The sequence below is a fragment of the Plantactinospora sp. ZYX-F-223 genome (genome assembly GCF_039649625.1).
Taxonomy (GTDB): domain Bacteria; phylum Actinomycetota; class Actinomycetes; order Mycobacteriales; family Micromonosporaceae; genus Plantactinospora.
The window spans coordinates 106,614-129,006 of the sequence record NZ_JBDJAV010000010.1 but is presented as its reverse complement, the minus strand read 5'-3'; the positions used below and the strand labels follow the sequence as shown (position 1 = coordinate 129,006).

The window sequence follows — 22,393 nt, the reverse complement described above, 5'->3', positions numbered from 1 at the left end:
GGTGCGGGATCAGGAATTGGCGGCGCTGGCGAGCACGGCGACCGGGAAGAGCGCGTACGGCCCGTCCCGCGCCACGGCCCGCGCCTCGGCCGACTCGGGCAACCAGTCCGGGCGGTTGCGGAGGTTGACCAGGACCAGGTCCTCGGGGCGGGTCGGTTCGGTGTGCAGCGTCGCGGCGGTGAGCAGCCGGGGCTTCAGCCGCCAGTAGTAGGCGAGCCACCGTGGACTGGTCGCGCCCGTGCCGGCGACCCAGGCGTACCGCTGCCCGGCCGGTGGTGGATGCCGGGCCACGAGCCGGCCGGCCTGGGCCGGTTCGTCCAGCAGCCGCTGTCGGTCCGGGCCGAGGACCAGCATCCCGAGGTACGCCCCGAGCGCCGTCCCGACCAGCGCCGCTGCGGTCACCCGGACCCGCCGCCCCGCCAGCCGCCGCCTGGTCCGGACGAACCGACGCACCGCCGCCGGCATCCCGGCGATCCGCTCATCCGCCGGCCGGAGGTCGCCACCGTCCTCCGGGCGGCCCCCGAACTCGTCCTTCCGGGTGTACCCGTCGAGTCCGTCCGCCCGGCCGGAGACGTCGAGCCCGTCTCCGGCCGTCCGGCCGGTGAGCCGGGCCGCGAGCCGGTCCAGCAGCACGCCCATCCCGACGAGCCCGACCACCAGCATCGGATAGGACCAGTACGAGTGCACGAAGGCACCGTTGCTCAGCCCGAGGATCCAGGCGCCGGTGAACGCGACCGCCATCGCCAGGTAGACCCGGGTACGCCGGTCCAGCAGCCCGACGACCGCACCGATCGGCAGCGCGCCGAGGTACCAGAGCGGCAGCAGGTCGTACGCGTACCGCCACTGCCGGCGGAGGAACTGCCGCACGGTGTAGCCGCCACCGGTACTGCGCAGCTCGGCCTGCCCGCCGAGCATGTGCATCCCGGTCACCCCGACCACGAAGGCGAGGCTGATCGCCACCCCGGCCAGCATGCTCGCGCCGACCAGGACCGTCACCCGGTCGACCCGGCGGGCCGCCAGCAGCCACAGCCCGAGTACGGCGGCGAACCCGACGCCGGGCCAGGAGACCAGGGTGGTGAGCAGTGCGGCGACGCAGGCCCCGGCGACGAGCCGGCGGGCCGGATCGGGGCGGGCGCGCAGCCGTACCACCAGGGCGGAGAGGGCCAGGATCGGCCCCAGGTCGAACATCAGCGGGCCGTAGATCCAGTAGAAGGGGGTGGCCACCATCAGGCCGAGCGCCAGCAGGGTTGCCGACCAGTGCAGGCCGAGCCCGCGCAGCAGTGCGGCGCCGGCCGGGATGATCAGCAGGGCCAGCAGGTACGCCGGCAGCCACACCTGGTATTCGCCGTCGCCCGGCAGCAGGCCGGTCAGCGCGGTGAGCAGGTTGAACAGCGGCGGGTGGTGCGCGTACGGCGTCGAGGCGTACGGGAGCCAGTCGGCACCGAAGTGCGAGCCGAGGATGCCCTGTTCGTGGAGGTTCCGTAGCTGCAGCGCGTACCGGCCGATGATCCGACCCGGGTGGTTGTCGCCGAACGGCATGCCGAGCAGCGGGATCCAGGTCACCGCGACGAGGCAGGTGATCGCGGCGACGCCGGCCCAGCCCCACCGCTCGACCCGGCGGAGGTCCGACCCGGACGGGTCGTCGGCCGGCACCTCCGGTTCCCCGACCAGCGCCGCCGGCCTGCTCTCGCGTACCCGGGCGACCGTGTCCCGGACCCGCAGGCCGATGCCCCGGACCCGGAGCAGCGCGGCGGCGGCCCCCACCGCCTCGTTCACGAGCGGTTTCCGGGCGGCCAGTCGATTCTGGACCGCACGATCAGGTCGGCGAGCAGCGCCACCGCGCCGACGATCAGGCCGGCACAGAGCAGCAGTACGGTGTTGGTCGCGATCCGCACCGGATGCGCCACCAGGTCGTAGACGACCTTCCCGGAGCCGACGGCGAGCAGCAGCAGCGACGGCGGCATCAGCACCTTGAGCGGGTTGAAGTACATCACCATCCGGAGCACCTGGAGGAAGTAGCGGTAGGCGTCCCGGACGAAGTGGAACTTCGACGAGCCCGACCGGCGGGCGTAGGAGATCGGCACGTAGTGCACGTCGTGCTGGTTGTGCAGGAAGGCCATCGTGATGGTGGTGACGCAGGAGAAGCCGGGCGGGAGCAGTCGGAGGTAGGGCAGCGACACGTCCCGGCGGAACGCCCGCAGCCCGGAGTTGAGGTCCGGGATGCGGGTGCCGGCCAGCCGCTCGGCGATCTTGCGGATGAACCACTTCGCCGGTACCCGGAGGAACTTGTGGCTGCCCTGCTCGCTCGTGCGGGCGCCGACGACCTGGTCGACGTGCGGGTCCCGGAGCAGCAGCCGGACGAACTCGGGGATCCGCTCGTTGGGATAGGTCATGTCCGCGTCGGTCCAGACCACGATGGCACCCCGGGCCTGTTCCGTGCCGATCCGGCGCGCGGTACCGGAACCGCCGTTGCGATGGAACGCCAGCAGCCGGAGCCGGGGGAATCGGCCGGTCGCCTCGCGCAGGATCTCCAACGTGTCGTCGGTGGAGGCGTCGTCGATCGCCAGCAATTCGTAATGCAGGCCGCTGGCGTCCATTGCCGCGCAGATGCGCTCGATTTCCGCCAGCACGTGCGCCTGCTCGTTGTAGCAGGGCAGCACGACGGTAACCTCGATCGGTGCGTTGCTCTCCCTGCTGACCTGGGCAGGGACGACGGACATCTCCGTGCCGGGCCGGTCGAATCGGCCGTTCACCGCCATGTGAACCCGCCTTTCGACGCCTCGCGCGGCGACCGTGAACGGCATGGGGTTATCGCAGAGGTCGCCGTATCCGTGCCCACGATATAGCAATTTCCGGCGTACGCACGCGACGCGCCAGTGCGCCAGTCGACTTCACGGATGTGAATCAACGCCGAATCATTTTCTAAAATGGTCGTCCTCTGCTCGGGGTGAGCGGAGTCCGGTGCGGATTCTCGGGCCGGCGCCGGCGGCATAGGGTTGATCTCGTGACTGAGATGACCTACCGCCGGTTGGGCGACTCCGGGCTCGTGGTGTCCGTCGTCGGGATCGGGTGCAACAACTTCGGCCGCAAGCTCGATGCCGCCGGCACCCGCTCCGTGGTCGACGCGGCCCTCGACGCCGGCATCAACTTCTTCGACACCGCCGACATCTACGGCCAGCCGCACGGTGGGTCGGAGGAGCAACTCGGTGCCGCGCTGCGCGGCCGGCGGGACGACGTCGTACTGGCGACCAAGTTCGGCATGAGCATGTCGGGGATGAATGGGCCGGACCACGGCGCCCGGGGCGCCCGGCGCTATGTCGCGCGGGCGGTCGAGGCGTCCCTGCGCCGGCTGGGCACCGACTACATAGATCTCTACCAGATGCACGAGCCGGACCCGGGTACGCCGATCGAGGAAACGTTGACCGCGCTCGACGACCTGGTCCGAGCCGGCAAGGTCCGCTACCTCGGCAACTCCAACTTCGCCGGCTGGCAGATCGCCGACGCGGCCTGGACGGCCCGTACCCGGGGCCGCACGCCCTTCATCAGCGCGCAGAACGAGTACAGCCTGCTGAACCGGGCCGTGGAGACCGAGGTCGTGCCGGCCGCCCAGCACTTCGGACTCGGCCTGCTGCCGTTCTTCCCGCTCGCCGACGGGCTGCTCACCGGCAAGTACAAGCGGGGCGCGCAGCCGCCGCCGGAGAGCAGGCTCGCCGGCCCGAACCCGAGGTACGCCGCCCGGCTCGCCTCCGCACCGTGGGACACCATCGAGGCGCTGGAGAAGTACGCGGCCGAGCGCGGCCGTTCCCTGCTGGACGTGGCGATCGGCGGCCTGGCCGCCCAGCCGGCGGTGACCTCGGTGATCGCCGGGGCCACCACCCCCGACCAGGTACGCGCCAACGCCAACGCCGGCTGTTGGCAGCCCACCCCCGACGACCTCACCGCGCTGCGCGCCCTCCTCTGACTCCGGACCCGGCCTGCCGGAGTTGACGCCGCCGACCTGGACACCAGAGGCGTTACCCCGAACGGTTAGCGCAGCTGGCGTCCAGGTGGGTGAGGCGGCGATCGAGTGCGGTCGACGCGCGCGGGGTCAGGGGCGGCGGCGGGCGCGTACCACAAGGGCGGTGAGGGTGGCGAGGGCGGCGAGCGCCACCGCGGCCCCGGCCACCCACCACAGCCAGGTGGTGGGGTCGGCCGGGTCCGGTGCGCCGGCCGCCCCCGGCGCGGGCGCCGGTGGAGCGGCCTGCGCGGCGCGGGCCTGCACGACCACGCGTACCTCGGCGGGGTTCGGCTTCGGCGCGCTGACCGTGACCTGCCAGGAGCCGGGGGTGAGGACCGGCCCGGTGCTGTAGAAGCCCTCGCCCTCGCCGGCCGGGTTGAGCTGGAGCGGGCCGACCGTCCGGCCGCCCTCGGCGGTGGCGGTCAACACCAGCCGTACGCCGTTGTCCACCGGATGGCCGTCCTGGTAGCTGGCCTGCACGGTCACCCCGGTCGCGCCGTCGCCGGCGACGGCAAGCTTGATCTTGCCGCCGTGCGCGGCGGCCGGTGCCGCCGGGAGCAGCCCGACGGCGAGGAAGAGGGCGCAGAGCAGTGGTACGAGTTGCCGGGGTGCTGTCGGGGGCCGACGTCGCATTCGGGGTACTCCTTCCCGGCGGATCGTCCGCCGGACGGGTACGGGGGCGGCCGCCGAATGGTGACCGCCCCCGCGCTTACCTGACGTGCCGAACTTCCCGGGTCAGAGCTTTCCGCCCCGCTTCACCCGGGTCGGGTCCTCGACCAGCCGGCCGGTGCCCTGCACCGACTTGCCGTCGTTGGCCCTGACTCCGGAGGCGCTCGGGCTGCCGCCCAGCCGGACGATCATCGCGTCGGCGTCCCGGATCAGCACGTCCCGGATCTCCGCCTCGGTGACCAGCCCGGCGTCCGCGGCGAGCGCCTTGAACTGACCGAGCTGCGTGATCGCCCGGTTGTCGTTGCCGTTCGCCTCCGCCTGGCGGACCGCGTCGAGCTTGCCCGACAACTGCTTGTGCGCCTTGGCTGACAGCCGACTCGTCGCCTTGAACCGGTCCAGCAGCATCTGCATGTCCCGGAACGAGGTGGTGACGAAGAACCGTACGGTCGAGGTCGTCACGTTCCCGGCCTTGTCCGTCGCGGTCACGGTCAGCTCGTGCAGGCCGAGCGGCAGCTCGTACATCGCCTGCAGGGTGTTCGGCTGGTACGGGCGGCCGTCCAGCGTGCCGACCGTCGCCTTGATGCCGGAGGTCGGGTCGACCGCCGACCAGTTCACCCGGACGTCCTGGCTGTCGCCGTAGAGCTGGCCGTCGGCCAGCCCGGAGACCAGCACGGTCGGCTTCGCGCCGTCGATCTTCAGGATCGCCGACTTGAGCGTCTCGGCGTTCCCGGCACCGTCGGTGGCCCGGTAGAGCAGCTCGTGCTGCCCGTCCCCGGCCACGTTCACCGGCTCGGTGTACGCCGCCCACGCACCGCCGTCGAGCGACCACTCCAGTTTGGCCACCCCGGCACCGGCGTCGGTCGAGGCCAGCGTCACCGGGATGGTGCCGCTGTGCCAGCCGTCGTCGGTCGGCGGGGCGAACGCGGCGGTGCTGACCGGCGCGGTGGCGTCGATCCTCACCTCGACCGACTTCGCCTCCTCGACGTTGCCCGCCTCGTCCACCGAACGGAACCGCACGGTGTGCGGGCCGTCCCCGGCGACCAGCACCGGCTCGGCGTACGCGCTCCAGGTCGTCGCGGTGTCGAGCTGGTATTCGGTGCGGGCCACCCCGCTGCCCCCGGCGTTGTCGGTGGCGGCGAGGGTCACCGTCACCGGGCCGGTGTGCCAGCCGCCGGTCGGGGTCCCCGACACGGTGGCGGTGGTCACCGGGGCGGCCTCGTCGACGGCTTCCGTGCTGAGCCGGAAGTAGTCGAACGAGACGGTCTTCGACGCGGTCTGCGCTCCACCGAGGCTGAACAGACCGATCCGCGGCGTGGCACCCACCGCGGCGTTGGTCAGCGGCTCGAACTCCGTCCAGGTCGTCCCGTCCGCCGAGTACGCCGCCGTGTAGGCGTTACCCGACCTTGCCAGTCGCAGGTGCCACACCGACTCGGTGAGGTTCGTCGCCTGCGGCTGCGGGTCCTGCACGGTACCGGCGATCTCGCTGCGGAACTCGATCCGCCGCGTCACCGGCTGGCCCACCTGGTTGTCGGCGATGAAGTCGAACTTCAGGTAGTTGTCGTCGTCGCCGTAGACCATCAGGCCGGCCTGCTGGTACTGCTCGTTCAGCCTGCTGCCGTCGACCTTCGTCTGGATCGTCCAGTCGCCCTCGGGGGCGGTCTGGAGCACGAAGTTCGTCGGCCCGGTGTTGTTGCCGGTGTAGATGTCGCCGTTCGGCACGTCGATGTGCAGCGCGCCGTCGGCGACCCGGTACTTCGCCGGGTCCTCCCGGACGATCCCGTCCCACCGGCACTTGTCCAGGGTGGTACCGGTGAACTCGTCGTTCGGGGTCACCTCGCCGGCCGGCTCGTCCGGGCTGATCTGGAACCAGTCGAAGCTGGCGTCCACCACCGGTGCGGTGCTGCCGCCGTTCAACGCGAACAGCCCGACCTTCGGGTTGTCGATGCCGGCCAGCGCCGCCGACCGGCCGACCGGGGTGAAGGTCTGCCCGTCGGCCGAGTACGCCGCGGTCAGGTTCACTCCGTCGCTGGTCAGCCGCAGGTAGATCGAGTCACCGGCCGGTGCGGCCGCCGAGTCGCCGCTCTCGTTGCGCGGGGTGCCGGCGGTCTCCCGGATGAACTCGATCCGCCGGCTGCCGCCGTACAGCAGGTCCAGCTTGGCGTAGTTGTCGTCGTCGCCGTACACGATCAGGCCGGCCTGCTGGTAGTCGGCGACCGCCGCCAGGCTCAGCTTGGTGGTGGCCTGCCAGCTACCGCTCGGCGCCGGTTGCAACACGACGTTGGTGGCGTCGTTGCGGGTGCCGTAGAGGTCGCCGACCGAGGTGGGCAGGACGAGCGCGCCGCCCCGCACACCGTAGAGCTGGTTCTCCCGGACCACCGTGGACCAGCGGGACTTGTCCAGCTCGCCGCCGTCGAAGTCGTCCGAGCGGGCCCCGAAGCACGAGGTGTTCGGCGCCTCCACCCGCACCGTCACCGTGGCGTACGCGGCCGCGCCGCGCGCGTCGGTCACGGTCAGGGTCGCGGTGAACGTCCCCGGGCCGGTGTACGTGTGCGTGGCGTCCAGGGTGGTCGCCGTGCCCCCGTCCCCGAAGTCCCAGGCGTACCTCAGCGGGTCGTCGCCCTCGGCGTCGCTGGCGGTGCCGTCGAAGCTCACCGCGACCGGCGCGGTGCCGGTGGTCGGGGTGGCGGTGGCGGTCACCGTCGGCGGCGCGTTGTCGGTGACGCCGCGACCGAGGAAGTCGACCCAGTTGACGTTGACGATCGCTCCCGTGCCGGTGGCTCCGACCGGGTTGCGCGCTACGAAGAACAGGGGGCCACTCGCCGTGCTCGGGGTGGCCAGCTCGGCCGTGGCGTTGGTGAAGGTCTGCCAGCCGCCGGTGTCCGGCACGGTGGCGGTGGCCAGCACCGGCCCGTCGGCCGCACCGGACCGTACCTCGATCCGGGCGCCGCCGCCGGCCGAGGAGGCCCGGAACCGGAACCCGGTGATGCCGGTCAGGTTGGTCGGGTCGAAGGTCCAGTAGTCGCCGTCCTCGACCCAGCCGATGTTCTCGAAGCCGCCCTCGACGTCGGTGGTGGCCTGGGTCTGCACGCCCGGGTCACCGCCGCCGACCGCGCCCGGTGCCCGGCCGGTCGCCGAGTAGTACTCGGCCTGCTTCCGCTTCGGCTGCAACTGCTCGATCGCCCGGCCGGTCAGCGGGTTGGAGTTGCCGGCCCCGCCGCCGTCGGTGTAGGTGGCCTCGAAGACCGCGAACACGTTGGCGTCGGCGCCGTGGCTGGCGGCGAGCGCGGTCTGCACCGAGCCCTCGCAGCCGAACTGCTCGCCCATCGGGTGGGCGTGCTCGTCGTGGCCGAGGAACGACTGGAGCTTCACCTTGGTGCAGTCGATCTCCCCGTCCTCCGGGTCGGTCACCTTGACCGTGTACTTCACCTGGTCGCCCCAGTCGAAGAAGCCGCCGTCCGGCGGGAACTCGATGGTCACCGTCGGGGCGGTGTTGCCGACCGTCACCGGTACGTTCGCCACCGCCGTCCGGCCGGTGTCGTTGGTGACGGTGAGCTGGGCGGTGTAGTTGCCGGCCGCGGCGTAGCTGTGCGTCGGGTTCGGCTCGGTCGAGGTGCCGCCGTCCCCGAACGTCCAGGCGTAGGTGATCGGGCCGCCGTCCGGGTCCCGGGAGCCCTCGCTGGAGAAGGCCACGGTCAGCGGGGCCGGCCCGGAGGTGGGTTCGGCGGTGGCGACCGCGATCGGCGCCCGGTCACCGGCGATGTACTCGATCCGGTACACCCCGGAGTTGTCGTTGTTGCCGCCGAAGCCGCTGCCCCATTCGATCAGGTACAGCGCGCCGTCCGGGCCGAACTCGAAGTCCATCGGCCGGATGAAGGTCATCCCGGTGAGCAACTGGTTGATGTCCACCAGGGACTTTCCGTCCTCGGCGACCTGGAAGGCGTACATCTTGTTCTGGTTCCACTCGCCGAACATCGCCTTGCCGTCGTAGTACGCCGGCCACTTGCGCTCGGACGGGTTCTCCGGGTCGTACCGGTAGACCGGCCCACCCATCGGGGCACCGCCGCCGCCGATCTCCGGGAAGAGCGGGTTGCCGCTGTAGTCGTAGTCGACGGTGGCCGGGATCGCCGGGGGCAGGTTGGTCAGCCCGGTGTTGTTCGGCGAGTTGTTCACCGGCGCGGCGCAGTCGAACTTCGCCCCGCTCGGCCCGGACGGGAACTGGTAGTCGTTGTATGCGTAGTTCGCCCCGTGGCAGTACGGCCAGCCGTAGTTGCCGGCCTGCCCGACCGCGTTCCACTCGACCGTCCCCTCCGGACCGCGGTCCGGGTTCGCCGCTCCGGCGTCCGGGCCGTAGTCGGCCACGTAGAGGGTGTTGGTCAACGGGTCGATGCCGATCCGGAACGGGTTCCGGAAGCCCATCGCGTAGATCTCCGGCCGGGTCTTCTCCGTGCCCGGCGCGAAGAGGTTGCCCTGCGGGACGGTGTACGTCCCGTCGTCCTCCGGGTGGATCCGCAGCACCTTGCCGCGCAGGTCGTTGGTGTTGCCGGAGCTGCGCTGCGCGTCGAAGTCCTGCCGGCCCGGCCGCTCGTCGATCGGGGTGAACGAGTTCGACTCGAACGGGTTGGTGTTGTCCCCGGTGGCCAGATAGAGGTTGCCGGCGCTGTCGAACGTCATGCTGCCGCCCGCGTGGCAGCAGGTGTTCCGCTGCGTCGTCACCTGGAGCACGACCTTCTCGCTGGCCAGGTCGAGGGTGTCACCGACGACGGTGAACCGGGACAGGTAGTTGCGGGCCGCGCCGCCGTTCGGGGCGTAGTAGAGGTACACCCACTTGTTGGTGGCGAAGTCCGGGTCGAGCCGGATGCCGATCAGCCCGTCCTCGTTGCCGGTGAAGACGTCGAGGTCGGCGGCGGTGACCGTGGTGCCGGTGTCCGGCTTGATGATCTGGACCCGGCCGTCCCGCTCGATGTAGAAGACCCGCCCGTCGGCGGCGACGTCCAACTCCATCGGGTTGTTGGTGTTGCTGTCCAGGGTGATCTTCTCGAAGCTGCTGGTCAGCGAGGCGGAGCAGTCGGCCTCCACGGCACCGGCCGCGGTCTGGATGCCGCCGAGCAGGTGGTCCAGGAACTCCGGCTCGGCGTACGACTGCTGGGTGTGGCCGCCGGCCGTGTACCAGGCCCGGCCACCGTCGTAGTCCTGGCACCAGGCGAACGGGTGGTCGGCCCCCATCGCCCCGGCGCCGGGGGCGTAGCTGGTCTCGTCCAGCGAGGCGAGTACGTGCACGTCGCCGCGCGGGTTGTCGCGGAAGTTGTACCACTCGTCGTACCGGGACCACTGTGCCGGCAGGTCGTTCGTGGACTCGTGCGCGTGGTCCTCGACCTTGATGGTGGCCTGCTGGTTGGCCGGGTGCGAGGCGAAGTACGCCCCGACCAGCTCGCCGTACCAGGGCCAGTCGTACTCGGTGTCCGAGGCGGCGTGCACCCCGACGTATCCGCCACCGGCCTGGACGTAGCGCTCGAAGGCGGCCTGCTGCTCCGCGTTCAGCACGTCGCCGGTGGTGGAGAGCCAGATCACCGCCTGGTACCTGCCGAGGTTGGCGTCGGTGAACGCCGCCCCGTCCTCGGTCGCGTCGACGGTGAACCCGTGCTCCGCGCCGAGTTGCTGGATGGCGGCGATGCCGGCCGGAATGGAGTCGTGCCGGAAGCCGGCCGTCTTCGAGAAGACCAGCACGCTGAACGGCTCGGCCTGGGGGGCCAGGTTGAGTGCCGGTGCCTCCTTGACCGGTGCCAGGGCCTGTGGCAGGACCGCCGGGGCGGCCGAGGCCGGGGTGGCGGTCAGCGCGGTCGTGCCGAGGAGCACGGCCGTGGCGGCGCCGACCAGCCCGCGAACGAGTCTGCGACGGGGTTGCGGGGGGTGCGATGTGCCGCCGGAGCGGCCGGGACTGGACACGGAGGATCTCCTTGGTCCGGTGAGGACAGGGGGATCCCGGGTCGGTACGCCGAAGACCGCCACGGGGGGTGGAGGTACGCCCGGAGCTCGCCGAAGCACCGGCCGTCGAATTTTGCCTTGTGATTGAACAAATTAGGGCCGCCTGCTGGCCGCTCGGAATACGGCGGTGAGGTTAATTCGGGTAACGGTTGTGTAACGAGCGCGAATGATCCGGATAGGACAGACATATCCACCGGGCCCCGGTCGCGGCTCTGGAACGGCAGTACGTGGTCGAGTGCTGACACTGTGCGATTTGTCACGGCCCTTTACGGATCCGTGACCAGGCGCGTACGCTCGCCGACAAGTAACCCACGGGAGCCCGGTGGACCGGGCTGAGAGGGGGGCTGTCGAGCCCCCGACCGTCGAACCTGATCCGGGTAATGCCGGCGCAGGGAGGAGCGTTGCCGTGCTACACATCGGACGACTTCACCTCATCACCGACACCCGGCCGGGGCGGGATCCGCTCGCGGTGGTCGACGCGGCACTCTCGGTCGCCGGCCCCGAACTGGTCGTACAGGTCCGGGTCGAGGACGACATCGACGACCGGACGGCGTACGAGCTGGCCGCCGAGGTCGCCCGCCGGTGTGCCGCCGCCGGGGCATCTTGCCTGGTCAACGACCGGCTGCACCTCGCACTGGCGATCGGGGCGGCGGGCGGGCACGTCGGTGCGCGGGACCTGCCGGTCGACGCCGCCCGCCGGGTGCTCGGCCCGACCGCCGTGCTCGGCGCGACCGCCCGGGACCCGCGCACGGGTGCGGCGGCGGTCGCGGCCGGCGCCAGCTACCTCGGCGTCGGCCCCTGTCACGCCACCTCCACCAAGGACGGACTGCCCGCGCCGATCGGCCCGGAGGGAATCCGCCGGGTCGCCTCGGCGGTGCCGGTACCGGTGATCGCGATCGGCGGGATCACCGCCGAGCGGGTACCCGCACTGCGGGCCGCCGGGGCGTACGGGGTGGCCGTGGTGGGGGCCGTCTCCGGCGCCGCCGACCCGGCCCGGGCCACCGCCGCCCTCCTCACCGCCCTGCACACCGACCCGCCCCCACCCGATCCGGAACGGGGAGCATCGCCGGGGTGGAACCCCCGGCGCGGTTCCCCGCTCTCGGCTCGGGGTGCGGGGGCCCAGGAATGAACCTTTTTCCACCTGGACCGCGCGGCGCCCACGCACCGCGTCCGACCTTGCGGTCCGCCGGACCGCAAGGGGAGCTGGAAAAAGGTTCAACGGTAGGGGGCGGCCGGGCGGACGTGGCGGTGGTGGGCGGCGGCCCGATCGGGCTCGCCGTCGCCTGGCGCTGCGCCGCCCGGGGCATGCGGGTCAGCGTGTACGACGCCACGCCCGGCTCGGGCGCCTCCGACGTGGCGGCCGGAATGCTCGCCCCGGTCGCCGAGACCTACTTCGGCGAGCGGGTGCTGACCGGACTGCTCGTCGAGTCCGCGGCCCGCTGGCCGGGCTTCGCCGCCGAACTCGCCGAGTACACCGGGCTGGACCTGGGCTACCGGACCGAGGGGACGCTGACCGTAGCGCTCACCTCCGACGACCTGGCCGAGGCGGAACGGCTCTGGACGTACCAGCGGGAGTCGGGGCTGCCGGTGACCCCGTTGCGGCCGGCGGAGCTGCGGGGCCGCGAACCGCTGCTGGCCACCCGGCTGCGCGGCGGCGCGCTCGCCCCCGGCGACCACCAGGTCGACCCGCGCCGGCTGGTCACCGCGCTGCGGGTCGCCGTCGAACGCGCCGGGGTGACCCTGCTGCCCCGGCCGGTCCGGGACCTCACGGAGCTGGACGCGGCGGCGACAGTCGTCGCGGCCGGCTGCGGCACGGCGGCGCTGACCGGCCTGCCGATCCGGCCGGTGAAGGGACAGATCCTGCGGCTGCGCGCGCCCGGCGGTGCGGCGCCCGGCTTCCGGCACGTGATCCGGGGCCACGCCGACGGCCGGCACGTCTATCTGGTGCCCCGGACCGACGGCGAGGTGGTGGTCGGGGCCACCGTCGAGGAGCGCGCCGACCTCGACGTCACCGCCGGAGCGGTACTCGACCTGCTCCGGGCCGCCACCGACGTGATCCCGGAACTGACCGAGTACGAGCTGGTCGAGGCGCGCTCCGGGCTGCGCCCCGGTACGCCGGACAACGCACCGCTGCTCGGTCCGCTGCCGGATCGGCCCGAGGTGCTGGTGGCGGCCGGGCACTTCCGGCACGGCATCGTGCTCACCCCGCTCACCGCCGACCTGATCGCCGATCTGCTCGCCACCGGAGTGCCGGATCCGGCGCTCGCGCCGCTGTCGCCGGCCCGGTTCGGCACTCCGGCGGCGCTCGGTGGCCGGGCCGGCACCGGCGGCGCCAGCGGTGTCGGCGGCCCGGCGCGTACCGGTAGTGCCGGCCGGCCGGACGGCGCTGGCGGTGTCGGCGGGCTGGGCGGTGGCAGTGGGCTGGGCGGTGGCAGTGGGCCGGCGGTCGGCGGGAGGCCGGGACCGGACGACGGAACGACCAGGTAGGGAGGGCGCGGTGGAGCTGACCGTGAACGGAGTCGAACAGCGGCTGCCCGGCGAGTTGACCGTGGCGGACCTGGTGGAGCGGATCACCAGCGCACACCGGGGCGTGGCGGTCGCGGTGAACGGCGAGGTGGTGCCGCGCGGCGGCTGGCCGGCCCGGCTGCTCCGGGACGGCGACCGGGTCGAGGTGCTGACCGCGGCCCAGGGCGGGTGACCCCAGCATGTCGTCCGTACTTCCCGATCCCGAACCACTTTCCGATCCCGAACCGGGGTTCGTGCTCGCGGGTGAGAAGTTCAGCTCCCGGCTGATCCTCGGCACCGGCGGGGCGACCAGCCCGTACGTACTGGAACAGGCGATCCGGGCCAGCGGTACCGAGCTGGTCACCGTCGCGCTGCGCCGGATCGACAGCGGCGCCACCATGGGCGGCGGCCTGCTGGAGGTACTCGGCCGATGCGGCGTACGGCTGCTGCCGAACACCGCCGGATGCCGTACCGCCGCCGAGGCGGTCACCGTGGCGCAGCTCGCCCGGGAGGCGTTCGAGACGTCGTGGGTCAAGCTGGAGGTGATCGGCGACGAGCGGACCCTGCTGCCCGACGCGGTCGAGCTGGCCACCGCCGCCGAGCGGCTGGTCGCCGACGGGTTCACGGTGCTGCCGTACGTCACCGACGACCCGGTGCTGGCCCGCCGGATGCAGGACCTCGGCTGTGCCGCGGTGATGCCGGCGGGTGCGCCGATCGGCTCCGGGCTGGGCATCACCAACCCGCACAACCTGCGGCTGCTGCGGCAGAACGTGGACGTACCGGTGATCCTGGACGCGGGCGTCGGCACCGCCTCGGACGCGGCCCTGGCGATGGAGCTCGGCTGCGATGCGGTGATGCTGGCCAGCGCGGTGACCCGGGCGGCCGATCCGGTACGGATGGCCACCGCCATGCGGTTCGCCGTCGAGGCGGGCCGGCTGGCCGCCGGTGCGGGACGGATTCCCCGGCGCTTCCACGCGCTGGCATCCACTCCGGACGAGGGGCGGCCCGAGCTGTGACCGGGCCACGGGGAATCGTGCTGGTCACCGACCGGTGGCAGCCGCACCGGCCGCTCGACGAGGTGGTGCGGGCCGCGGTCGACGGCGGGGCCCGGTGGGTGTTGCTGCGGGAGCGGGACCTGCCCCGGCCGGAGCGGCTCGAACTGGCCCGGCGGCTGCGGGCGATCCTCGCCCCGGTGCAGGGCACCCTGCTGGTCGCCGGGCCGGACCCGCTCGACGGCGACGCGGTGCACCTGGCGGCCGCCGGCCCGTACCCGCCGCCGGCGCTGCCGCTGGTCGGCCGTTCCTGCCACGACCTGGTCGAGCTGGGCCGGGTCTCCACCGAGGACTATGTGACACTCTCGCCGGTCTATCCGAGCCCGTCCAAGCCTGGATACGGCCCACCGCTCGGTCCGGACGGCCTGGCCGGGTTGGTCGCGCGCAGTCCGGTGCCGGTGGTCGCGCTCGGCGGCGTCGGCACCCCCGAGCAGGTCGACGCCTGCCTGGCGGCTGGTGCGGTCGGGGTGGCGGTGATGGGTGCGGTGATGCGCTCGGGCGACCCGGCCGGGCTGGTCCGCGACCTCTGCGCCGCCGCCGCGCGGGCCGACGCCGTCGAGGTGCGGAGTGACACTGTCGAGGCGCGGGCCGGCGTCGTCGAGGTGCGGAGCGGCGTCGTCGAGGCGCGGGCCGGCGGCTGTGCACTGCCGGCCAGCTCGGGGTGGGCGCGGTGACGCCGCCGGTGGTGCTGACCGTGGCCGGCTCGGACTCCGGGGCGGGCGCCGGCATCCAGGCCGACCTGAAGGTCTTCGCCGCGCTCGGGGCCTACGGCACCTCGGTGCTGACCGCGGTCACGGCGCAGAACACCCATCAGGTACGGGCGGTCTTCCCGGTCTCCGCCGAGATGGTGACCGCACAGTTGCACGCGGTGGTCGAGGACATGCCTCCGCTGGCGGTGAAGACGGGGATGCTCGGCGACCCGGAGGTCGCCGCTGCGGTGGCCGGGGCGGCCCGGGACGGCCTGCTGCCCAACCTGGTGGTCGACCCGGTGCTCGTCTCGACCAGCGGAGCCCGGCTCGGCGTGGTCGGGGCGATCGAGCGGCTGCTGCCGTACGCCCTGGTGGCGACGCCGAACCGGGCGGAGGCGGCGGCGATCCTCGGCCGTGCGGTCTCCGGGCCGGACGAGATGGCGGAGGCGGCCCGGCAGCTCGCCGCGGGCGGCCCCCGGTACGTGGTGGTGACCGGCGGTGACGTCGACGACTCGGGGCTGGCGGCCGGCGGTGCCGAGGCGTTCGGCGGCGCGGTCGACGCGTTCTGCACCGGTACCGAGGTGCGGCTGTTGCGCCGGCCGTGGGTGCCGACCCGGAACACCCACGGCACCGGCTGTTCGTTCTCCGCCGCGATCGCCGCCCGGCTGGCGCTCGGTGACCAGGTGCCGGACGCGGTGGCCTTTGCCAAGGAGTACGTCACCCGCGCGCTGCTCGGCGCCCGCACCTGGTCGTTGGGGAGCGGTCACGGGCCGCTGGACCACTTCGGCTGGTCCGGTGCGGCGGCGGCCGGCGGCGGGTCCGGTCCATCCAGCGGGTCCGGTCCATCCAGCACGAGGAGGTAGTCATGAAGGCTCGTCGCAAGGTGTACGTGACAGGGGCGCGTCCGGACGTCCGGGTGCCGTTCGCGGAGGTCGAGCTGACCGGCGACGAACCGCCGGTCCGGCTCTACGACACGTCCGGTCCCGGGTCGGACCCGGCCGAGGGGCTGCCGCCGCTGCGCGGGGCGTGGATCGCGGAACGGGGCGACGTGGCCCCGGTACGCGGCGCCGGGACTCCACTCGCCGGTCGGGACGGTGCCCGACCCACCCAACTGGGCTACGCCCGGGCCGGGATCGTCACCCCGGAGATGGAGTTCGTGGCGGTCCGCGAGGGCATGCCGGCCGAGGTGGTCCGGGAGGAGATCGCCACCGGCCGGGCGGTGCTGCCGCTCAACGTGAACCACCCGGAGTGCGAGCCGGCGATCATCGGCAAGCGCTTCCTGGTGAAGGTCAACGCCAACATCGGCACCTCGGCGGTGACCTCCTCGATCGCCGAGGAGGTGGAGAAGCTCACCTGGGCGACCCGGTGGGGCGCGGACACCGTGATGGACCTCTCCACCGGCAAGCGGATCCACGAGACCCGGGAAGCGATCATCCGCAACTCCCCGGTGCCGATCGGCACCGTCCCGATCTACCAGGCGCTGGAGAAGGTCGGCGGCGACCCGGTGAAGCTCTCCTGGGAGATCTTCCGGGAGACCGTGATCGAGCAGGCCGAGCAGGGCGTCGACTACATGACGGTGCACGCCGGGGTACGCCTCGGCTACGTGCCGCTGGCGGTCAACCGGGTCACCGGAATCGTCTCCCGGGGCGGCTCGATCATGGCGGCCTGGTGCCTGGCGCACCACGAGGAGAACTTCCTCTACACCAACTTCGCCGAACTCTGCGAGATCCTCGCCCGGTACGACGTCACGTTCTCGCTCGGCGACGGCCTGCGGCCCGGCTCGATCGCGGACGCGAACGACGAGGCGCAGTTCGCCGAGCTGCGTACCCTCGGGGAACTGACCTCGGTGGCCTGGGAGCACGACGTACAGGTGATGATCGAGGGGCCGGGGCACGTGCCGATGCACAAGATCAAGGAGAACGTGGACCTCCAGCAGGAGCTGTGCCACGAGGCGCCGTTCTACACCCTCGGTCCACTGACCACGGACATCGCCCCGGCGTACGACCACATCACCTCGGCGATCGGTGCCGCGATGATCGGCATGTTCGGCACCGCCATGCTCTGCTACGTCACCCCCAAGGAACACCTGGGACTGCCGGACCGGGACGACGTCAAGGCGGGGGTCATCGCGTACAAGATCGCGGCGCACGCCGCAGACCTGGCCAAGGGGCACCCCGGGGCGCAGGCCTGGGACGACGCGCTGTCGAAGGCGCGGTTCGAGTTCCGCTGGGAGGACCAGTTCAACCTGTCGCTGGACCCGGAGACGGCACGGGCGTACCACGACGCCACCCTGCCGGCGACGCCCGCCAAGACGGCGCACTTCTGCTCCATGTGCGGTCCGAAGTTCTGCTCCATGAAGATCACCCAGGAACTGAAGGAGTACGCGGCGCAGGGCATGCAGGAGAAGTCGACCGAGTTCCTGGCCTCGGGCGGCAAGGTGTACCTGCCCCTGGCCTGACGGCCGCTGCCCGCCCGGTGCCCCTTCCGGCCCTCCGTCTGCCCGCGCCACCGGTAGCCCGGACCCCCGAAGGCGCACCACCTGGGCGTTGAAGAAGCTCGACCTGGACGCCGGAGGCGCTCGACCTGGACGCCGGAGACGACCGGGGCGGGGATACGCCTCGGTAGTCCAGGTCGAGCCGGGGTCGCGCCCGTCCGGAGGCGACAGCGGTCAGTCGGCGTGGTGGCGGCCGGTCGAGCGCAGTGATCGCCGTACGCTGCGGTCCAGCCCGAGGTCGTCGGCGGTCGGGTCTGGCTCGCTGAGTCCGCTCACCCAGTCGACGTACTCCTCGTCGCGGGCCGGCACCGGTTCCTCACTACGGTTGCGGCCCTTCGCCTCCCGCCGCTTCGACTCGCTCTTGTCCTGCTTCGACTCGCTCTTGTCCTGCGTCGACCCGCTCTTGCCGGTCTCCACGATGTCGGTCTGCTCGGGGTCGGCGTTGCCCCGGTTGCGCCGGAACAGGCCGCGACGGATTCGCCCGGTCGGCCGCTCGGCGTCTCCGGTCGCGGGCTCGGGCTCAGGCTCGGGGGTGACCTCGGCGGTGGTCTCCGGGACGGGGTCGGCCGGACGCGCGCCGCGTTCCGATGCCGGCCGAACCGGGGAATCACCGGAGACCACCGGAACGGGCGGGATCCGCTCGGTCCGGTCCGGGTCCGCTCCGCTCGGCTCCGTCCGGCTCCGGCCCGGTTCGGGCAGCCCGGCAGCCGCCCCGCCGGATCCGACAGAGTCCCGGCCCGGTGTCGCCCTGATCCCGCCCGGCTCCGCCGGAGTCCTGCCGGGTGTCGCTGTGGGCTCGCTCGGGTACGACCGGTTGTCCCCGGCCCGCCCGGTGCTCTCCACCGGGGGACCGGCGATGAAACCGCTGAGGTGGGAACTCCCGACACCGGAACTGCCGGGGCTGCTGGCATTGAGGCCGGTGGTACTGCGGCCGGTGGTGCCAGCAGCGCCGTCGTCGGCCGGTCGGTGGGCGGGATCGGTGGAGGGTTCACGGCGGTCGAGGCGGGGGCGGCTGACCGACGCGAAGGCGTCCCAGTCGTCGTCGCTACGGTTCGGCGTCACTGGTGATGGCGGGGGCGTTGCCGCTGATGGCGCCGGAGCCGTTGATGGCGTCGAGACCGTCGGTGGGATCGAGACCGTTGGTGGCGGTGCTGCCGGCGACTCCGGTGCTGCCGGTGTGGTCGCCGCCGGGGTCGCCGATGCCCCAGGTGCTGTCGCCGGCGGTGTCGTGGTCGGCCAGAAGTCTTCGGTACGCAGTCGACCGGCACCCGCCCAACCGGCTGAGAACCCGGCGTCCCCCGAATCGGTGGCCGGCCCGCCGCTGCCCGGGCTGACTGGTTCTGTGGCGCTTTGCTGACCGCTTTCGGGCACGGTCGGGGCCGATGCACCGAACCGCTCGGTGGGCGCGGAATCCTCCCCCGGGACGCGTGGAGTCGGGATGCCGCTGCCGATGTCGAACGACCCGATGTCGAACGACCAGTTTCCCGAACTCGGCGCCGGCTCCCGGGACGGCTCGGCCGATTCACCGGCCGTCCGCCCGCCCAGCGCCGAAGAACGCGGCCAGGTGCCGGCCGGTGCCGTGCCGGTAAGCCGGTCACCGCTGGCGCCGGTGCCGCCCGTCCGGGGTTCGCCGCTCGGGATCTCCAGTCGCCAGGTCCGGTCGGCCGAGGTACCGCCGGCAGTGGCGCCGCCGGGTGCCGCTGTGCCGGTGGTGGCGCCGCCGGCCGTCGGGTTCGCCGCCGGGATGATCACAGTCGGCGCGTCGCTGGCACCGCTGCTGGCCGGCGTCGTGCCGCTGCCGGCCGGCGTCGTGCCGGCGGTGCCGGTGTCGCCTGGCATCGTTCCGGCGGTACCGCCGGGCGTTGTTGCGGTGGCGGACGGGTCGGCTTCGGCGGACGAGCCGGCTTCGGCGGTTTCCTCGGGGGCGGTCGTGGTCAGCGGCCAGCGGGCCCAGGCCGCCAGTACCGAACCCAGCGCGCCCGCACCGACGGAGATCAGCGCTCCCCAGTACGGGGCCGCCTGGTAGGCATCGGCCGAGTCGCCTCTGCCGGCGACGACGTACGCCAGGGCGAGCATCAACGGGCCCGCCACCCCACAACTGGCGACAACGGGCACCGACAGTTCGCGCCACCGGGCCAGGGCACCGGTGAGCGCGCCCGCGACCAGGGCCAGCGCCGGCATGGTGACGACTGCCAGCCGTTGGCTGGTGCCAGCGCTCAACCAGCTCGGGTCGACACCGCCGAGCCGTACGGCGGGCAGCGGATCGGTGGGGCCGAGCGAGGGGAGCACGGACAGTACCGCCAGGAACCAGACCGTGCCGGTCACCGCCGCGATGTTCCAGACCAGCGGACGCTGGCTGAGCGCGGCCAGGGCGGCGAGGAACCCGACCCCGGCACCGAGCGCCGCGGCCACGCCGGCCAGGGTCACCGGGTCGGCCGAGGCGACCTGGGCCGCCCGGGCGGGCTGCATGGAGAGTGGTGCGACCGCGAGCGCGCCGAGGGCGGCCAGCGCGGAGATCGCCGCTCGATTGCCGAGCGTGGTGGGCAGGGTGTACCTGCGGGCGAGCCGGTCCGCCAGCGTCGCGCTGAGTACGGCCGCCACCATGGCGAACCAGCCGACCCAGACAAGCTGGGCGGGCCACTGGTTCGCCGTGGCCGCGTCGAAGCCGCGGTCGAAGCGGACGAGGCCGAGCCCGTACGCGATCCCCAGCTGGCCGGCGCCGCTGACTATCCCGACGAGGAGTGCGGCGAGCAGCACTCTGCCCCAGGTCCGGTAGGCCATGCCGGGCACGTTACGCACCCCCACCCGGGCCCGCCACCCTGGGCTGGACGCGGGTGAGACAGTAGTACGCGACAGGCTACGGAGCGTGGTTGAGCGTCGGGTCAGTGCTGTTGGTCGGCCTGGCCGCTGCGGCTCAGTGCCAGCCCGGCCTCGCCCTCGGGGTGGTCGAGCAGGAGTTCGTGCAGCTCCGCGCTGGCCCGGGCGACGTCCTCGAAGTGCGCGTTGCGGCCCAGCGAGCGGGGACGCGGGATGTCGATGCCGAGCACCTTGCGGATCCGCCCGGGCCGCGGACTGAGTACGACGACCCGGTCGGCGAGCAGCACCGCCTCGTCGATCGAGTGGGTGACGAAGAGGATCGTCGCCGAGTGCTCCATGTGGATCCGCTGGAGTTCGACCGACAACTCCTCCCGGGTCAGCGCGTCCAGGGCGGAGAACGGCTCGTCCATCAGCAGCACCTTCGGCTGCTGGATCAGGGCACGGCACAGCGACACCCGCTGTTGCATGCCGCCGGAGAGCTCGTGCGGAAGCCGCTTCTCGAACTCGCTGAGCCCGACCATCGAGAGCAGGCCGCGGGCCCGCTCGCGGTGTGCGGCCTTGCTCCAGCCGAAGATCTCGGTGGGCAGCAGCACGTTGTCGAGCACCGACCGCCAGGGCAGCAGCGCCGGCCGCTGGAAGACCATGGCGATGTCCCGCCGTGGCCGGGTGACGACCTCGTCCGCCACCCGGATCTCGCCCTCGGTCACCGGCAGCAGGCCGGCCACCAGGCGCAGCAGGGTGGACTTGCCGCAGCCGGAGCGGCCCACCACCGCGAGGAACTCGCCCTCGGCGACGTCGAGGTCGATGCCCCGCAGCGCCTCAACGGAACCGGACCGGCCGCCGAAGGTCCGGGATACTCCGGAGAGTCGGATCATGGCTGGGCCACCCCATTCGACAGGTCGACAGTGTCGACAGGCTATCCCGGACGCCTTCCGGCGGCGAGACCTGTTCCCGCCGCCGGACCGCGTTGTCGAGCGCCGGCTCAGCCGGCCAGTCGCCACCGGCCGCCCCGGGCCACCAGCAGGCTCAACGCCTGGGGCATCAGCCCCGAGTGGTTCTCCGGCGTCATCCGGATCGGGCCGGAGAGGCCGTCGGTCTCCGCGGTCTCCAGCAGGCTGCGGATGCGCCTGCGGTCCGGCTCCTCGCCGCCGCCGGCCCGGACCGCCGCGTCCACGATCAGTTGCACCGCGTCGGCGGCGAACGAGGAGTATCCGTAGTAGCCGCCGAACCGGGCGGTGTAGTCCCGGAACCACTGCTTGCTCGCCGCCTTGGCCGGGGTGGTCGCGATCACGTCGTCGATCACCATGGTCTGGGTGAAGACCATCGTGGTGTTCTCCGCCGCGCTGCCGCTGTTGCCGATGAAGAGGTCGCCGGCGGCCACCGCGTCGAAGAAGACGTGGCCCTTGTAGCCCTCGCCCTTCAGGCTCGCGATCGCCAGGTTGGCCTGGTCGGCCGGGGTCCACACGATGATCGCCTCCGGCTCTTCCGACACGAGCGCCTCCACCGCCTGGCTGACGTCGGTGTCGGTCGCCTTCACCGACCGCTTCGCCAGGATCGGGATGTCGGTCGAGTCCTCCTCGACGCCGACGAGTTCGCTCGCCAGCGTCGCCGCGCCCTCCGTGCCGTACCTGTCGGCGGTGTGCAGCAGCGCCACAGTCTTGACCTTACGGGTACGGAGTTCGGCGGCGATGGCGGCGACGTTGTCGCGGGCGTTCGGGCCGAGTTTGAACATGTATTCCCGGTCCGGCCCCGGGGCGGCCACGTCACTGGCCGGAGCGAGCGCGATCGTCGGAACCTGCTTGCTCTTCACCGTCTTCGCCGCACCGATGGCGCAGTCGTTGCAACTGCCCATGATGATGCCGCTGATTGCCGGATTAGCGGTGAAATCGCCGATATTGGTCGCCGAGATGCTGGCGTCGAACTTGTTGTCCCGGACCTCCAGGCGGACCCGGCGACCGCCCAGCGCACCGGACTCGTTCAGTTGCTCGACCTTGAGTTCCAGGGCCCGCTGGTAGGCCTTACCCACCTGTGGGGCCGCGCCGGACAGCTCCAGGTCGGCGCCGATGACGATCTCCCCGGTCTCCTCCTCCGGCGCGCCGAACTGGCAGCCGGTCAGCGAAGTTGCCAGGATGGCCGACGCGAGCAGCGCGGGTATCGCGGAGCGGATGGGCCTCAACTCAGTCCTCCA

General features: G+C 72.5%; 14 protein-coding genes, 1 pseudogene and 1 riboswitch. Of the genes and pseudogenes, 8 read left to right on the top strand and 7 right to left on the bottom strand.

The window, feature by feature from the left end:
- Positions 1-9 precede the first annotated feature (9 nt).
- On the bottom strand, positions 10-1,776 hold the full coding sequence (locus tag AAH979_RS12760) for a hypothetical protein (protein ID WP_346258294.1): 1,767 nt from the start codon (positions 1,774-1,776) through the stop codon (positions 10-12).
- The gene (locus tag AAH979_RS12755) at positions 1,773-2,720 is read right to left on the bottom strand and encodes a glycosyltransferase family 2 protein (RefSeq protein WP_346258293.1); all 948 of its coding nucleotides are present in this window, start codon (positions 2,718-2,720) and stop codon (positions 1,773-1,775) included. Before AAH979_RS12755 ends, AAH979_RS12760 begins: the two co-directional genes overlap by 4 nt.
- 293 nt (positions 2,721-3,013) lie before the next feature.
- On the opposite strand from AAH979_RS12755, the gene AAH979_RS12750 reads away from it, so the two are divergent.
- Positions 3,014-3,961 carry an aldo/keto reductase gene (locus tag AAH979_RS12750; protein WP_346258361.1) on the top strand — a complete coding sequence of 316 codons (948 nt, stop codon included), beginning with the start codon at positions 3,014-3,016 and terminating at the stop codon, positions 3,959-3,961.
- Between the two features lie 126 nt (positions 3,962-4,087).
- Here the strand turns inward: AAH979_RS12750 and AAH979_RS12745 are convergent, their stop codons facing one another.
- Positions 4,088-4,630: a hypothetical protein gene (locus AAH979_RS12745; RefSeq protein ID WP_346258292.1), complete on the bottom strand. Its 543-nt coding sequence runs from the start codon at positions 4,628-4,630 to the stop codon at positions 4,088-4,090.
- Positions 4,631-4,732: 102 nt separating this feature from the next.
- Positions 4,733-10,609: a ThuA domain-containing protein gene (locus AAH979_RS12740; protein WP_346258291.1), complete on the bottom strand. Its 5,877-nt coding sequence runs from the start codon at positions 10,607-10,609 to the stop codon at positions 4,733-4,735.
- Between the two features lie 340 nt (positions 10,610-10,949).
- Positions 10,950-11,060: riboswitch (TPP riboswitch) on the top strand.
- Between AAH979_RS12740 and thiE the strand changes: the two are divergent.
- From thiE to thiC, 7 genes and pseudogenes are all read left to right on the top strand, one after another.
- Positions 11,055-11,672: pseudogene (gene thiE / locus AAH979_RS12735) on the top strand (thiamine phosphate synthase); the annotation flags it as partial. (Overlaps the previous riboswitch by 6 nt.)
- Positions 11,673-11,851: 179 nt before the next feature.
- Entirely contained in the window at positions 11,852-13,135 is a 1,284-nt protein-coding gene (thiO, locus tag AAH979_RS12730; protein ID WP_346258360.1) for a glycine oxidase ThiO, read from the top strand.
- Positions 13,136-13,145: 10 nt separating this feature from the next.
- A complete protein-coding gene (gene thiS / locus AAH979_RS12725; protein WP_346258290.1) occupies positions 13,146-13,346 on the top strand; it encodes a sulfur carrier protein ThiS in 201 nt (66 codons plus the stop codon).
- 7 nt (positions 13,347-13,353) lie between these two features.
- On the top strand, positions 13,354-14,169 hold the full coding sequence (locus tag AAH979_RS12720; RefSeq protein WP_346258289.1) for a thiazole synthase: 816 nt from the start codon (positions 13,354-13,356) through the stop codon (positions 14,167-14,169).
- The gene (locus AAH979_RS12715; RefSeq protein ID WP_346258288.1) at positions 14,166-14,879 is read left to right on the top strand and encodes a thiamine phosphate synthase; all 714 of its coding nucleotides are present in this window, start codon (positions 14,166-14,168) and stop codon (positions 14,877-14,879) included. Before AAH979_RS12720 ends, AAH979_RS12715 begins: the two co-directional genes overlap by 4 nt.
- Positions 14,876-15,757: a bifunctional hydroxymethylpyrimidine kinase/phosphomethylpyrimidine kinase gene (gene thiD, locus AAH979_RS12710; protein ID WP_346258287.1), complete on the top strand. Its 882-nt coding sequence runs from the start codon at positions 14,876-14,878 to the stop codon at positions 15,755-15,757. The genes AAH979_RS12715 and thiD overlap by 4 nt, the downstream gene beginning before the upstream one ends.
- A 2-nt stretch (positions 15,758-15,759) precedes the next feature.
- Positions 15,760-17,352: a phosphomethylpyrimidine synthase ThiC gene (gene thiC / locus AAH979_RS12705; RefSeq protein ID WP_346258286.1), complete on the top strand. Its 1,593-nt coding sequence runs from the start codon at positions 15,760-15,762 to the stop codon at positions 17,350-17,352.
- A 210-nt stretch (positions 17,353-17,562) separates the two neighbouring features.
- On the opposite strand, the gene AAH979_RS12700 is transcribed toward thiC, so the two are convergent.
- From AAH979_RS12700 to AAH979_RS12690, 3 genes are all read right to left on the bottom strand, one after another.
- On the bottom strand, positions 17,563-20,169 hold the full coding sequence (locus AAH979_RS12700) for a hypothetical protein (protein WP_346258285.1): 2,607 nt from the start codon (positions 20,167-20,169) through the stop codon (positions 17,563-17,565).
- A gap of 101 nt (positions 20,170-20,270) precedes the next feature.
- Positions 20,271-21,080: an ABC transporter ATP-binding protein gene (locus AAH979_RS12695; RefSeq protein ID WP_346258284.1), complete on the bottom strand. Its 810-nt coding sequence runs from the start codon at positions 21,078-21,080 to the stop codon at positions 20,271-20,273.
- Between the two features lie 107 nt (positions 21,081-21,187).
- Positions 21,188-22,381 (bottom strand): ABC transporter substrate-binding protein, encoded by a 1,194-nt coding sequence (locus AAH979_RS12690; RefSeq protein ID WP_346258283.1) that lies wholly within the window; start codon positions 22,379-22,381, stop codon positions 21,188-21,190.
- Positions 22,382-22,393 lie beyond the last annotated feature (12 nt).